This window comes from Rhodococcus sp. SORGH_AS_0303 (assembly GCF_030819335.1).
GTDB lineage: Bacteria > Actinomycetota > Actinomycetes > Mycobacteriales > Mycobacteriaceae > Rhodococcoides.
In genome coordinates, this window is the sequence record NZ_JAUTBO010000001.1 from 3,901,706 (window position 1) to 3,915,847 (window position 14,142).

Consider the following 14,142-nt stretch of genomic DNA (forward strand, 5'->3'; position numbering starts at 1 on the left):
CCCTCCTCAGTAGACCGCGGTGCGGCCGCCGTCGACGGGAATGATGGCACCCGTCGTGTACGACGAGGCGTCACTCGCGAGATGTACGACGAGACCGGCGATCTCCTCGGGGCGACCCAGACGTCCCGACGGCAGCCGGTCGACGATCTTGCCGACGAACTCGTCGTCCCAGTGCTCGGCCATGTCCGTTGCAAATCCCCCGGGCATCACGCAGTTCACTCGCACGTGCGGCGCGTACTCCTGCGCGAACGCCATGGTCAGCGCATTGAGGCCGTTCTTGGCCGCGGCGTACATGGCTTCGGGCGGGCTCGGTCGAACAGCTCCGATGCTCGAGATGTTGACGATCGACCCGCGCCCGGCGGCCGCCATCCGCGCTCCGGCCACTGCCATCAGCCTGAACGGACCCTTGAGATTGACCTCGATGGTTTTGTCCCACAACCCTTCCGTCACTCCGACGAGGTTCTCGGACAGCGGCGCGATGCCGGCGTTGTTGACCACGATGTCGAGTGAGCCGAACTCGTCGACGATGGCGTCGACCGCGGGCTCGATCTCGTCCCAGCGACCGACGTGCAGAGCGCGGGCGTGAGCGCTGCCCACCGTCGACGGTCCGAGGGAGGCGACTGCCTCCTCGCACGCCTCGAGTTTGCGGCTGGACACCACGACGGTGGCGCCCGCGTCGCGCAGTCCACGAGCGATGGCAAGGCCGAGTCCGCGGCTCGCGCCGGTCACGAGCGCCACTCTGCCGGTGAGGGAATGTATGTCGGTCATCGGTACTTCTTCGTCTCGAGGCGGGCGATGGTGCGGAGATGGACCTCGCTCGGTCCGTCTGCGATCTGGAGGGCGCGGGTGATGGCGTGCAGGCGGGCCAGGACGAAATCGTCGCTGACACCGGCCGCTCCGAACGTCTGAACAGCACGGTCGACCACCTTGTGCGCCACCTCCATCGCCGCGACCTTGATCGCGGCGACCTCGGAGCGCGCCGAGGCGTTACCGCGGGTGTCCATCATCCAGGACGACTTCAGGACCAACAGTCGGATCTGGTCGATCTCGATACGACTGCGTGCGATCCACTCACGCACGACACCGCGATCGGCGAGCGGGGCACCGAAGGCCACTCGGTCGAGCGAACGGCGGCACATCATCTCCAGAGCGCGCTCGGCCATGCCGACGGCGCGCATGGCGTAGTGCATCCGGCCCGGGCCGAGACGACCCTGCGCGATGGCGAAACCGTCACCCTCGGCTCCGAGCATGTTCGAGGCCGGCACTCGGACATCGGTGAACTGGACGTCGCCGTGCCCGAGACGGTCGTGGAAACCGAACATCGGGAGATCGCGCAGGACCTCGATCCCGGGACTGTCGGCGGGAACCAGGATCATGCTCTGCTGGCGGTAGGTCGGACCGTCCGGATCCGACTTGCCCATGAAGATGATGAGCTTGCAGTCCGGGTCGAGAACGCCGGAGGTGTACCACTTTCGGCCGTTGAGCACGTACTCGTCACCGTCGCGACGGATCGTCGAGGTGATGTTGGTGGCGTCCGAGCTGGCCACGGCCGGCTCGGTCATGGCGAACGCGGACCGGATCCGACAGTCGAGCAACGGCTCGAGCCAGTCCTTCTTCTGCTCCTCGGTACCGAACATGGCGAGGATCTCCATGTTGCCGGTGTCCGGGGCGGAGCAGTTGATGGCCTCGTTGCCGATGATCGAGCGCCCGACCACCTCGGCGAGAGGGGCGTACTCGAGGTTGGTGAGTCCGGCCCCGAGCCCGTCGTGCGTCATGAACAGGTTCCACAGTCCCTGCGAGCGCGCGGTCTCCTGCAGTTCGCGCATCACCGCCGGCTGCTCGTGCTTGTTCGTGTTCGCCGCGATCTGCGCGTCGTACACCTTCTCGGCGGGCAGAACATGGTCGGTCATGAATGTCTCGAGGGTCTCGAGCAGCGCGTCGGTACGAGCACTGTAGGAGAAGTCCACGGTTGGCCTCCTGGAGGACGGATCGGGCGAGTGGATACGAGGGCGAGGGAGCTCAGGCGAGCAGGGCGGTGCCGGTGTCGATCAGCCGAGAGATGGTGGCGGGCAGCTTCTCCTGGTCCGGATCGTGATGACGGCCCTCCCTGTGACGACGCAGGTTGTGCCCCATGATGGCGGCCATCTTGAGTCGTCCCAGGGCGTCGAACCACGGCAGGTCGGGCAGGTCACGTCCCGCACCGGCGTAGATCTCCACCAACTCGTCGGCGCTCGGCAGACCGGGGACGGACCGCCCGACACCGGGGAAGTTGTCGCCGTCGGCGAAGACGAGGAACCACCCCAGCTCGACTCGGGGGTCGCCCACACTCCAGATCTCCCAGTCGATGAGCGCGACCGGCTCGGTGCCGTCCGCGATCAGGTTGCCCAGGCGATAGTCACCGTGCACCAGCGTCGACGAGACCGCGTCCGGGACGCGGGCACCGAGGAGGCTCAGCAGTCTGTCTCCGCCCTCCACCAGTTCCGGTGGAACGGCGCCCAGAGTGCGAGCCCACCGGGCGAGTTCGTCACCCGGTGTGAGTGTGGGGCCGGCGTCGGGCACCGCTCGGTGATCGACCGCGTGCAGCTCGGGTAGGACCGCTGCCGCACGCCGCATGCGCGCTGCTGCGAGCTCCGGGTCGACGGCCGGATCGTCCAGAACAGGCTCGAGCGACTCACCGCGGACGAATGTCATGGCGTACCAGGAGGGCTCGGTGTCGTCGACCATCACGATCGTGGGCACCGGCACCGACGTACCCGCGAGTTCCCGCATGATGGTCGCCTGCCGCAGCATGTCGTGGCGCCCGACGGGGCGCTGCCCTGCGGGCACGGCCTTGACCACCAAGTCGGCGTCGTCGGTCCGCACGCGGTAGGTCAGGCCGGAGTGTCCTCCGAGGAGTGGATCGAAGCTGCGCAGCGAGCCGAGGCCACCGGTCTCGAGCTTCGCGGCGACGCGCTGCTGCAGTGCGGAGTGTGTCGTGTCGTCGGTGGTCACGGCCTCGGCTCTCGGGGAAGGCCGAGAACGCGCTCGGCGATGATGTTGTGTTGGATCTCGTCGGTGCCGCCGGCGATGCGGTATCCGGGCGCGCCCAGGACGTGTTCCGTCCAGGCGAACGTGCCCCATTCACCGGTGTCGGACACCAGATCGGAGCCGAGCATCCGCCGGACCGCCGCCGACGTCCGGGACATCGTGGTGGTCGCGAGCAGTTTGCCGACGGACGCCTCGGGGCCGGGATCGCGTCCGGAGACGACGACGCCGGCGACGCGCATGGCGGTGACGCGCTGAACATGGCTGTGCACGACGAGATCGGCAACCTGATCCAGCTCGATCTCGGTGAGGGGCCGACCCAGATTGCGTGCCAGTTCCACGGCACGGTCGGCGTTCGCCAGTCCGAGGTTGCCACCGTCGAGTCGTTCGGCCGCCAGCACGGTGAGAGCGACCTGCCACCCCTGCCCCTCCGGGCCGAGACGGTGCGCATCGGTCAGCCGCACGTTCTCGAGGTACACCTCGTTGAACGAGCTGCCACCCGTCATCTGCCGGATGGGGCGGACGGAGACGCCCTCCGCGTCCATCGGGACCAGGAAGACGGTGAGGCCCTTGTGCTTAGGCACCGAGGAATCGGTGCGGCACACTGCCACCCCGATGTCCGAGACCGTGGCTCCCGACGTCCAGACCTTGTGGCCGTTCAGCACCCACCCGTCGCCGTCACGGACCGCGCGGGTGCGGACGGCCGCGAGGTCGGAACCGGCCTCGGTCTCCGAGAAGAGTTGGCAGGCCATGAGGTCGGTGCGCAGCATCGCTCGCACGTACGTGGCGCGCTGATCCGGCGTGCCCCATTTCTCGATCGTGGGTGCCACCAGTTGCTGTGTCACGGAGAACATCTCGGTGCGGCGCGGGACATCGAACCGGTCCTCCGCGCGGCGGAAGGCGAGTACGTGGGACAGCGGGAGATCTCGTCCACCGTATTCCGCGGGCCAGTCGAGCGGACCCCAGCCGGCGTCGAACTTCCGTCGTTCGTAGTCGCGGATGACGTCCGTGTGCCGGCGTTCCTCCTCGGGCGTCCAGTTCTCGAAGACGGCCACCGAGTCGGAGCCCTCGCCCCACGTCGTGCTGGTCCGCGGTGCGGCCACGCTGCTGAGCCACGCCGTCGCCTCGGCGGTGAATGCTCGGACGTCGGACGACACGGTGCTGGTACTCATGGACTGACCTCGCTGGTCGGATCGGACTAGTTCAGACGGACAGAACGGTGCAGGCGCTGATGCCCGGTGCCCCGTAGACATGGGTGAAGCCGATGGACGGCCCGCCCGGCACCTGACGATCGCCGGCCTCGCCGCGCAACTGGGTGACCACCTCGTGCACCTGGCGCAGACCGGAGGCGCCGATCGGTTCTCCGTTCGCGATGCACCCACCGTCGGTGTTGACGGGTAGACGCCCGCCGATCTCGGTGGCTCCCTCGGCGATCCACTGCTCCTGCTCGCCGTGCTCGCAGAAGCCGCACTCGGCCATGTGCATGAGTTCGGCGCCACTCTCGGTGTCCTGCAGTTGGGCCACGTCGACATCCGACGGGGAGATCCCGGCCTGCTCGAACGCGGCTGCCGCGGCATCCGCGCTGACGCTGGTCGGCTCGCCGACGCCCTGGACGGACGGACTGAAGACCTCGAACGAGCCGAATCGCCGCGTCCGATGGGTGATGGCGCGCAACCGGATCGGCCGGCCCGTCAGCCGCTCGGCCACCTCGGGTGAGGCCACGATCACGGCCGCACCGCCTTCGCCGGGAGAACAGAACATGTACCGCGTGAGGGGATCGTTCACCATGTCGGCGGAGGCGATCGCCTCGGCCGACATGGGTTCGCGGCGCCACGCATTGGGATTGAGCGCGCCGTTGCGGTAGGACTTCTCGGCGACGCGCGCGAGCGTGTCCGGGGTGATGCCGTGCTGCCGCATGTAGCGGGAGATCTTCGCGCCGAAGAACTGCGTGGTCACCATCAGACCCGCCTCGCCGTACCCCTCGGACAGACCCCACTCCGCCGGCGTGGGGTCGAACGCACCGCGCGGGTGCTTGTCGAAGCCCACTGCGAGACCGATCGACGCCGATCCCGCCCGTACGGCGTTGACCGCCGAGAACAGGGCGCTGCCGCCCGTGGCGCAGCCGTTCCGCACGTTGGTGAACGGCAGTCCGGTGAAACCGAGTTCACTGACGAGCGTGTCGGCGAGGCCCGCGGAGTCGCTGCCCCCGAACGCCACATCGACGTCCGGCCAGGCGATGCCCGCGTCGGCGAGCGCGGCGGTAATGGCCGAGACGGCCATCGCTCGGCCGCTGACACCGGGCTGGCGACCGAACTTCGACAATCCCACTCCGACGATGACCACGGACTCGCTCATACGGTGTCTCCCAGTGTGCTCGGTGCGGACGACGGGCCGGCCGCGACGACCTCGAACCGGGGAACCGGCACGACGGCCGTGAGGTGGACGAGCGCTCCGTGCAGATCGTCGACGTTCTCGGTGTCGAGAATCGCCTCGATGCGGATGCCCTCGCTCAACTCGACCCAGCCGACCGCGAACGGGGTGAACCCGCCCGCGGGTGGCACGTACGGCGGCGACTTGGGCGGGAAGCGCTGCACCGTGTGGGCCCACACGGTGCCCGACGTACTCAGGTCGACGGGTTCTGCCGTGGGCGTGACGCACCGGGAGCAGAGACTCGACGCCGGGTACGCGACCGTGCCGCACACAGTGCATCTACTGCCCTGCAACACCACCCGCTGTGTCCCGAGACCATTCGTCATCGTGATCCTCCCGCTCCCCGCCGACCGTCGTTCCTCGTTCGTGTCTCGCTGAGGATCAGCGACCGACCCACTTCGGCTCACGCTTCTCGAGGAACGCGGTGACGCCTTCTCGCCCGTCCTCGGACTGCAGGGCGTTGCCCACGGCGAGATGCTCCATGACCATGAGGGACTGGATGTCCGCGTCGAGGCCGCGATCGATCGTCATCTTGGTCAGCTTCATCATGAACGGGCTCTTGTCGGTGAGCTGCGCGATGAACTCCTCGACGGTCTTGTCCAGCTCGGCGGCCGGCGCGGACGCGTTGATGAGATCGAAGTCCGCAGCCTCGACACCGGAGAGCAGCTTGCCGGTCAGCATCAGTTCCTTGGTCTTGCGGATGCCGATCATGCGCGGGAGGCGATAGATGGGGCCGGCGCCGCCGAACAGTGCACGGCGGATGTGGAAGTCGCCGATCTTGGCGTCGTCGTCGGCGATGGCGAAATCACAGGAGATCATGAGCTCGAACCCACCGGCGGTGACGTAGCCCTCGAGGACCGCGACGGACGGCGTGTTCATGGAGTACAGGCGATCGCAGACCTTGGCCGAGAGCACGGCCACGTCCATGGCGTTGGTACTGCCGACGTAGTCGGACAGCAGGATGTCGAGGTCGAACCCCGAGCAGAAGGTGTTGTTCACACCGCGCAGGACCAGGACCTTGAGGTTCGGGTCGGCGTCGACCTCGGCGATGATCTCGTCGAGTCGGTACAGCAGCTCCGGAGTCACCGCGTTCTTCTTGTGCGGGCGGTTGAGCCAGACGCGAGCGACGTCGCCGTCCTTCTCGAGCAGGATGTGGTCGGTGTCGATCATGGGATCTCCTTGGGCTGCGTCACGATTTGAACTGGATTCACTTCAGTTTTACGGCATGGGGTCGAGCGCGTCAACCCTCGAATCGAACCGGGTTCAGTCCGATGAGGTCGGCGATGCGGCGGCGGTGGTACACCGCATCGCCGAGCAGCGCCTCGTCACCGGTTAGCTCGGCGAAAGTATCTGTGCGCCTGGTGCTCCCACGTGAAGCCGACGCCACCGTGCAGCTGCACCGCCTCGGCGACCGACTCGGACGCGACCTCCGTGCACACGGCGCCGGCGATCGCGACCGCGAGCGCGGCACGGTCCGGGGAGCTGTCGTGGAGCGCAGCAGCGAAGCGGGATGCCGATCGCGCTCGTTCGAGAGAGAGGAGCAGGTCGGCGAGTCGGTGCTTCACGGCCTGGAAGGAGCCGACGGGCCGACCGAACTGCTGCCTGGTGGTGACGTACTCGACGGTCATCTCCAGCATGCGATCGGCGATTCCCGTGTGCTCGCTCGCCAGCCCGATCGTCGCTCGCGCTGTCAGGTCGTCGAGAGCGGAGGCCGTGTCCGCCACCTCGGTGAGCACGGACGCCGCTGCCGAGTCGAGGTGCACGTCGGCGCGCGGCCGCGTCGGGTCGATGACCGTCCGCGGGACGGCGCGCACCGCGTCGGAGAGGGGTACGGCGAACACTCGGGCGCCGTCCGCCGTGTGCGCCCCGACCACGACGACATCGGCCGACGCACCGTGAACGATGTCGGTCGCGACACCGCTCAGACGCCATCCGTCTGCTGCGTGGTCGGCCGTGATCACCTGCGTGGCCGCTCGTCGCGTCTGCGACACGGGCAGGTGCACCGCGACGCGGAGTTCACCGGCGAGGGCACCGGACAGCAACTCGTCCACAGTTCCGGCCGGAGCTAGGAGCAGCGCGTGCACGCCGACACCGGCCGCGAACAGCACCGGTTCCGACACGAGCGCTCGGCCGCACTCCTCCAGGACCACGGCCATGTCCGTCATCCCGTACCCGAGGCCGCCACGATCCTCGGGAACGGACAGCATGGTCACGGCCATGTCGTCCACGAGTGTCCGCCACAGTGCCGTCGGGTCCCCCTCGTCTCGCCCACGGTGCCGCGCCAGTACTGCGCGCATCGCGGACCGGAGATCGGTCTGCTCCGGCCCGGGAATCAGGCCCGCGGGCTCCGCCTCCGGCCAGGGTGAGTAGGTGACGTCGTCGATCGCTGCAGACATAACACTCCTGAGTCGAGTTCAGTTCTGTTTTGAGAGTATCGGCGAAATGGAAGACATGCGGACTTTTCTTGAACTAAGTTCGGTTCATGCTTCGAATCGAGTCCTACTACGCCACCCTCGACAGCGGTGAGCTCGAGCAGGCGACCGACATGCTGGCGGAGAGCGTCTCCTTCGTGATGATCGTCCCGACGGGAGCCCGAGCCGGCACCGGTCGCGCCGCGATGCTCGACTACCTCACCGGACGTCCCCCTGTCGGCCGGCAGCATCGACTGCTGCGACGCGCACAGGACGGCGACGTCCAGTTCGCCCAGGGAGCCGTCACCGAGCACGGCGATGTCGTGACGGGATATTTCGTCGCGGCGATGCACCTCGACGAGAACGGGCTGATCGACCGCTACCAGGTGTCGTTCGATCCCGACCACGCACTGGTGCCGTGGGCCGGTTCCGACGCGCCCTCGACCGACCAGACAGGAGCACGACGATGACGACCGACGCGACAGGAGTCCTGCGAACGTGGTTCTCGTACATGGACTCCGAAGATCCCGACCGGGTGCTGACCATGATCACGGACGACTTCCGGATGTCCGTGCAGTTCTCCCGTGGCGAGGGAGCGTCCGCCGAATTCGTCGGCGACAGAGAGGGACTCGTCCTCTACCTCGCCCAGCGTGAGAAGAGCACCCTCGTCCATCACATCGACGTCGGATCCCGGGTGGGCGACGTGGAACTCGTACTGGGGCGGACCACGCGAGACGGCGACTTCGAGGCGTCCTTCAACGCGACGGCGTCGGTCGACGCGGCCGGCTCGATACGCCGCTTGCTCATCTGCCGGACACCGGAACTCGCGTTCGACTGACGCCGTCGACCACAACTGACAGGAGACCCTCATGACCACGTGGTGTCGTACGTTCGCGGCGCTGACATCGGCAGCCGCAGTCGGGTTGTCGGCGGCCTGCAGCGGTGGGGCGACAGCGTCCGGACCGGTGTCGGGCACGTGGGACGACGTGGTCGCCGCGGCGAAGGACGAGGGATCCGTCTACCTGTACTCGTCGCAGCACCCCGACAACCTCGCCTCGGTGAAAGCCGGATTCGAAGCGACGTATCCGGGCATCACGGTGGAGTTCACACGAGGTTCCGACGTCGAACTGAACCCCCGCGTGGATGCGGAGCACAAGTCCGGGCGCGGGATCGGCGACGTCCACATGACCACCGACCCCGCGTGGATCCGCGCGGCCGCAGACTCGGGCGAGCACTCGGTGAACGTCGTCGGCCCCTCGTTCGACAACCCCGACTACGGTCGAGACACCAGCGTGCTTAACGACAAGCTCTTCCTCACCAGCGCCGCCGTTCTGGGGCTCGGCTGGAACACCACGGCGTTACCGGACGGACTCGACAGTCCGCAGGATCTCCTGGCTCCCGAACTGCGCGGACGTATCGGCGTCGTCAATCCTGCGGGCTTCGCCGCCGTGACCGATCAGTTCCGGTTCTTCGACCGCAACTGGTCGCCCGACTACACCGACGAACTCGCGCAGAACGAGCCACGTGTCTATCCCGGTGTTCTGGCCGTCGCACAGGGCCTCGGGTCCGGAGAGATCATCGCCACGCCGATGGTCCAACCCCTCGTGCGCGAGCAGGAGGCAGGCGCACCCGTCGGGTGGTTCAGGCCGGACCCGGCGTGGGGCGCCCCCTACTACTCCCATGTTCTCGCGTCCGCACCGCACCCGAATGCAGCGCAACTTCTCGCCGACTTCCTCGTCTCCCCCGAGGGCCAGCAGGCGTTGTCGAAGGGGTACGCGAGTGTGCTGCCGAACATCCCGGAGTCGGTCGGACGCGCACAGGACCTCGCACTGACCGACCCCGCGGACCTCGACCCCGCAGCGGTCACCGAGTACCAGGCGGAGTGGGAACAGCGTTTCATCCGGTGACGTCGGGCTTCATCCGGTGATGCCGGCGGGCGGCGAAGGGGCACAGGCCATGACACGACCACCGACCGTCACACTCCTGACGCCGTTGCGTGTGCGCCGATTACGCATGATGTTGGGTTTCGAACTCGGCGCCGCCATCGGGATCTGGATCCTGGTTCTGGCGGTCCAGTGGACCCTGACTCGAGCAGGAGAATCCGCGTTCGCAGTGTCGGGCGTCCAGTTCGCCGCCAGCCTGCCCTTCTTTCTACTCTCCCTCCCCCTCGGCGCGATAGCGGAGCACGCCGGCCATCGAACTCTGCTGACCGGCACGGCGATCGGGCTGCTGGTCACGTCGGCAGCGCTCACGGTGCTCCAGGTCCTCGACCTCGCGACGATGCCGGTTCTGATGGCGGCAGTGTTCCTGTCGGGGTGCGGTCTGGCGTCGGTGGCGATCGTCTGGCAATCGCTGCTGCCGACGCTGGCGAGCCGCGAGATGATGACCGTCGTGCCCGCGATCGACGGCGCCATCTTCAACGGTGCACGCGCCATCGGTCCGGTACTCGGCGGGGCACTCCTGGCCGCATGGGGCGCCACCTCGACCTTCGCTCTCGTCACGGTCGTGTTCGCGATCTGCGTCGTCCTGGCGGCCGGTCAGATCCCGCCTCGGTCCGGGCGAGTTCCCAGGACCGAGTCGGTTCTCGAATCGGTGGCGACGAGTCTGCGGTTCATCCGTCATTCGCGATGGACGCGGAGACTGTTGTTCCGTGTCGTGATGTTCGGCCTGCCGGCGAGCTGCCTGTGGGCTCTGCTGCCGCTCGTGGCGTACGAGATGCTCCACGTGACGACGCTCGAGTTCGGAGTGTTGTCCGGGGCGATCGGTGTCGGCGCGGTGGCGGGCACCATCGCCTCGATGCCGCTGCGACGATGCCTGAGCTGGAACGTGTTCGCGGCCCTGGGTTCTGCCGCGTACGCACTGGTTCTGCTCGGTCTCGCCTTCGTGCCGTGGATGCCGGTCGTGTTCGCTCTACTGGTGATGGTCGGCGCAGCCTGGGTCGGCGTGCAGAGCACGTGGATGATCGCGACGCACGCGGTCATGCCACCGTGGATCAAGGCCCGAGTCATCGCCGTCGTGATGCTGACGTTCCAGGGCAGCCAAGCGGTCGGTGCCCTTCTGTGGGGGTTCCTCGCCGACACGATGGGGCTCGTCTCCGCTGTCGCTCTCTCCGCCGTCACGATGTCGGTGTCGTCGATCGGACTGCTGCGCCGAGGCATTCTGCCCAGCGACTCCATCGCGCCCGACCCGTCCGGTGCCGCCGGACCGCCGGAACTCGAACCGGGTCATCGTGGCGCGACGATCGTCGTCGAGACGACGTACGTGGTCCGTCCGCAGCGGGCGGACCACTTCGTCCACGCCATGACTCGTCTGAGGTCGTCGCGCCTGCGCCTCGGCGCATCGCGATGGGCACTGACCAGGGTGAGCGACTCCGCCTCGACGTACGTCGAGTTCTGCACCTTCAGGAACTGGGCCGAGTACTCCGCCCAGGAGACCGTGCGTCTCACCGTTCCGGAACGGCTCGTCCGAACGGATCTCGCGCTCGACCTGGCGGAGGAACCACGTGTTCGAGTCCTCGTCCGCCCCAGAACACCCGCCGACAGAACCGAGTCCGCATGAACGACCACTTTCCCCACCTCTTCTCACCGATCCGAATCGGCGGACTCACGCTGAAGAACAGACTGGTCGCACTCCCGGCGGGCACGTCGATGGCGGTCGACGGTGTGCCCACTCACGGGGACACCGAGCACGTCGAGCGCCTGGCCGCGGGTGGAGTGGGCTTGATCATCGGGGGTGCCACGGTCGTGCACCCGACGACGACGCTGCGATCGCGCAAGTTGATCGAGGCCTACCGGGTCGAGATCATTCCGAGCACAGCGGCCAAAGTGTCTGCTGCGCATCGCCACGACGCACTGTTCATCGGACAACTCTGCCATCTCGGACGTGAGTTCATCGGCGGCGAATCGGATGCGCCACCCTCCGCGCCCTCGGCGATCAAGACCGCGCGCGACGCCTACCCACCCCACGAACTGTCGGTCGCGGAGATCGAGGACATCGTCGAGGGATGGCGTACGTCGACGCGAAACCTGGTGCGAGCAGGTGTCGACGGGGTGGAGCTCCATGCTGCGCACGGGTATCTCCCCGCTCAGTTCATGTCCCCACTGACGAACCGACGGACGGACGATTTCGGCGGCTCGTTCGACGGCCGAATGCGTTTCACCCGCATGGTGATCGAGGCGATGCGGTCGGAGATGCCCGCAGGGCTCGCGCTCGGAGTGAGGCTGAGCGGGGAGGAGGAGATCCCCGGCGGAATGACGATCGACGACTGCGTTCGCATCGCCGAGAACGTGGCCGCGGTCGGCGTCGACTACTTCAGCATCACCCACGGCACCCGCGGGAAGTACGTCAAGGATTCCACCGGCGCGGACGCGGTCGCGATCCCGTCGGCGGCGAGGGTCCGAGCAGCGACCGGGACACCGACTCTCGTGGGACAGCGAATACGCGATGCGGGCGTCGCGGACCACGCCATCAAGACCGGACAGGTGGACATGGTCGGCATGGCACGCGCGCTGATCGCGGACCCCGAACTGCCGAACAAGTCCCGAACCGGTCGCCTCGACGAGATACGCGGTTGCCTCGGCGTCAACCAGGACTGCCGGGCCTTCGACCCGCATCTGCACTGCGCTGTCAATGCCGAGATCGGGCGCGGTCGACACGTCGACGTCGGTCGACGTGCCCGCGCCACGAAGGACGTCATCGTGATCGGCGGCGGCCCCGCGGGTCTCGAAGCCGCTCGCGTGGCCGCGGGAAGGGGCCACCGAGTCACGGTGTTCGAGAAGGGCAGTGCCCTCGGCGGATCCGTGCGGGTGGCTGCCTCGGCGCCGCACCGGGCGACGCTCATCGACATCGTCGACTACCTGGAACGGGAGATGCGTCGGCTGAAGGTCGATGTTCACCTGGCGGCCGGAATCGGCGAGGACGACCTGGCCGAGATTCGCTCCGCGTCGGACCACATCGTGGTGGCGACCGGATCGCGTCCGGTCGACCTGACCCCGTTGCTCCGAGAGCGCACCGCCTACAGCGTCGACGACGTTCTGCTCGGCCGGGTGTCGGGCGACGCGGGCCGGGTGGTGGTGTTCGACGACGGTGACGGGTTCTGGCCGGCCTACAGCGCGGCCGAAGCCCTGGCGCAGCGGGGCTGGGAGGTCACCGTGGCCACGACGCTCACCGCTCTCGCGTCCCGAATTCCCGCCGAGAGTGCCGGACCGCTGCTCGATCGACTGGGTGACGCGGGGGTCGACTTCCAGATCGCGCACGCCCTTCACGTCCCCGACGACCCTGCTGATCCAGTGACCTTGCGTCCGGTCTTCGGGACCGGCGACCGGCCCTACGAGGACGCCGCGATCGTGTGGCACCAGCCGCGAGTGGCAGTGTCGTCCTTCGGACTCGACGCGGGCCCCACCGTCAGTGTCATCGGAGATTGCGTCACACCACGGCGCATCGGTCACGCGATCGCAGAGGGCTATCGGGCGGGCGCAGAACTCTAGACTGCCGGTGCCGCTGGACCGCACCACCGACGAATCATGAAGAGAATGGAGCACATCATGTCGTTCGTACTCGTGCACGGTGCCGGAATGGGCGCGTCGTGTTGGGACCGCCTCGCGCCACTGCTGACGGGGCGAGTCGTCGCGGTCGACCTTCCGGGGCGCGGCACACGCGCGGACGTCGACCTCCGCACCGTCACCCTGGAGGACTGCGCCGACGCGATCGTCGCGGACGTGGAGCGGGAGGACGTCACCGACATCGTGTTGGTGGCCCACTCGTTCGCCGGAGTCTCCGTGCCCCGCGTCCTCGACAGGCTGCAGGACCGTGTCCGGCACGTGGTCTTCCTGGCCGCGGTGGTCCCGCCGGACGGCACGGCGGTGATCGACGGGATCGATCCTGCGGTTCGCGACATCGTGAAGGCGTCCATCGTGGACGGCAGATACGTCCAGGGCCCCGAGGGGGCACAGGCCATGCTGTGCAACGACATGGACGACGAACAGACCGCGTGGACACTCGAGCAGCTCGTCGACGACTCCGGCGCTCTGCTCACCGAGACCGTCGATCTCTCCGGCCTCCGGGTCGACGTCCCCCGCGCCTACATCCGGACGACGAGGGACACGTGCTACCCGCCGGAACTGCAGGAAGCCTCGTCAGCGCTGGTCCGCGCCGGTGCCCGGTCGGGTCGCGTCGTCCACATGGACTCCGGACACATGCCGATGATCAGTGTCCCCGACCAGCTCGCGGCTGTGCTCGACTCTCTCACCGCCGACTGAGCTCCGACGGTGCAGCCGCG

Annotated in this window: 15 protein-coding genes; 7 read left to right on the forward strand and 8 right to left on the reverse strand. The window is 67.8% G+C overall.

Annotated features, from left to right (window positions below; translation table 11 throughout):
* Nucleotides 1-6: 6 nt before the first annotated feature.
* Genes QE449_RS18510 through QE449_RS18540 form a run of 7 tightly spaced genes read right to left on the reverse strand, consistent with a single transcriptional unit; the run spans nt 7 to nt 6,624 of the window.
* Nucleotides 7-768 carry an SDR family NAD(P)-dependent oxidoreductase gene (locus QE449_RS18510; RefSeq protein WP_027504429.1) on the reverse strand — a complete coding sequence of 254 codons (762 nt, stop codon included), beginning with the start codon at nt 766-768 and terminating at the stop codon, nt 7-9.
* Entirely contained in the window at nt 765-1,967 is a 1,203-nt protein-coding gene (locus QE449_RS18515; protein ID WP_042575773.1) for an acyl-CoA dehydrogenase family protein, read from the reverse strand. The genes QE449_RS18510 and QE449_RS18515 overlap by 4 nt, the downstream gene beginning before the upstream one ends.
* Nucleotides 1,968-2,019: 52 nt before the next feature.
* On the reverse strand, nt 2,020-2,991 hold the full coding sequence (locus QE449_RS18520) for a phosphotransferase family protein (RefSeq protein WP_222639922.1): 972 nt from the start codon (nt 2,989-2,991) through the stop codon (nt 2,020-2,022).
* Nucleotides 2,988-4,196 (reverse strand): acyl-CoA dehydrogenase family protein, encoded by a 1,209-nt coding sequence (locus QE449_RS18525; RefSeq protein ID WP_307109346.1) that lies wholly within the window; start codon nt 4,194-4,196, stop codon nt 2,988-2,990. The genes QE449_RS18520 and QE449_RS18525 overlap by 4 nt, the downstream gene beginning before the upstream one ends.
* A 31-nt stretch (nt 4,197-4,227) precedes the next feature.
* Nucleotides 4,228-5,379, reverse strand: coding sequence for a thiolase family protein (locus QE449_RS18530; protein WP_027504433.1), 1,152 nt, complete (start codon nt 5,377-5,379; stop codon nt 4,228-4,230).
* The gene (locus QE449_RS18535) at nt 5,376-5,780 is read right to left on the reverse strand and encodes a Zn-ribbon domain-containing OB-fold protein (protein WP_027504434.1); all 405 of its coding nucleotides are present in this window, start codon (nt 5,778-5,780) and stop codon (nt 5,376-5,378) included. The genes QE449_RS18530 and QE449_RS18535 overlap by 4 nt, the downstream gene beginning before the upstream one ends.
* A gap of 55 nt (nt 5,781-5,835) precedes the next feature.
* Complete coding sequence (locus QE449_RS18540; RefSeq protein ID WP_027504435.1) at nt 5,836-6,624, reverse strand: enoyl-CoA hydratase/isomerase family protein; 789 nt, start codon at nt 6,622-6,624, stop codon at nt 5,836-5,838.
* On the opposite strand from QE449_RS18540, the gene QE449_RS18545 reads away from it, so the two are divergent.
* Nucleotides 6,614-6,790: a hypothetical protein gene (locus QE449_RS18545; protein WP_307109347.1), complete on the forward strand. Its 177-nt coding sequence runs from the start codon at nt 6,614-6,616 to the stop codon at nt 6,788-6,790. The two genes, QE449_RS18540 and QE449_RS18545, sit on opposite strands and share 11 nt — an antisense overlap.
* Here QE449_RS18545 and QE449_RS18550 read toward each other — a convergent pair.
* Complete coding sequence (locus QE449_RS18550; RefSeq protein WP_307109348.1) at nt 6,780-7,850, reverse strand: acyl-CoA dehydrogenase family protein; 1,071 nt, start codon at nt 7,848-7,850, stop codon at nt 6,780-6,782. The genes QE449_RS18545 and QE449_RS18550 overlap by 11 nt on opposite strands.
* Nucleotides 7,851-7,936: 86 nt before the next feature.
* Between QE449_RS18550 and QE449_RS18555 the strand changes: the two genes are divergently transcribed.
* Genes QE449_RS18555 through QE449_RS18580 form a run of 6 tightly spaced genes read left to right on the forward strand, consistent with a single transcriptional unit; the run spans nt 7,937 to nt 14,122 of the window.
* A complete protein-coding gene (locus tag QE449_RS18555) occupies nt 7,937-8,335 on the forward strand; it encodes a nuclear transport factor 2 family protein (protein ID WP_307109349.1) in 399 nt (132 codons plus the stop codon).
* Entirely contained in the window at nt 8,332-8,703 is a 372-nt protein-coding gene (locus tag QE449_RS18560) for a hypothetical protein (RefSeq protein ID WP_307109350.1), read from the forward strand. Before QE449_RS18555 ends, QE449_RS18560 begins: the two co-directional genes overlap by 4 nt.
* Before the next feature lie 31 nt (nt 8,704-8,734).
* Nucleotides 8,735-9,772 (forward strand): ABC transporter substrate-binding protein, encoded by a 1,038-nt coding sequence (locus tag QE449_RS18565; RefSeq protein WP_307109351.1) that lies wholly within the window; start codon nt 8,735-8,737, stop codon nt 9,770-9,772.
* A gap of 49 nt (nt 9,773-9,821) precedes the next feature.
* Complete coding sequence (locus tag QE449_RS18570) at nt 9,822-11,423, forward strand: MFS transporter (RefSeq protein WP_307109352.1); 1,602 nt, start codon at nt 9,822-9,824, stop codon at nt 11,421-11,423.
* Nucleotides 11,420-13,351, forward strand: a complete 1,932-nt coding sequence (locus QE449_RS18575) for an FAD-dependent oxidoreductase (RefSeq protein ID WP_307109353.1) — start codon at nt 11,420-11,422, stop codon at nt 13,349-13,351. The genes QE449_RS18570 and QE449_RS18575 overlap by 4 nt, the downstream gene beginning before the upstream one ends.
* A 57-nt stretch (nt 13,352-13,408) precedes the next feature.
* Complete coding sequence (locus QE449_RS18580) at nt 13,409-14,122, forward strand: alpha/beta fold hydrolase (RefSeq protein WP_307109354.1); 714 nt, start codon at nt 13,409-13,411, stop codon at nt 14,120-14,122.
* The last annotated feature ends 20 nt before the right edge of the window (nt 14,123-14,142 follow it).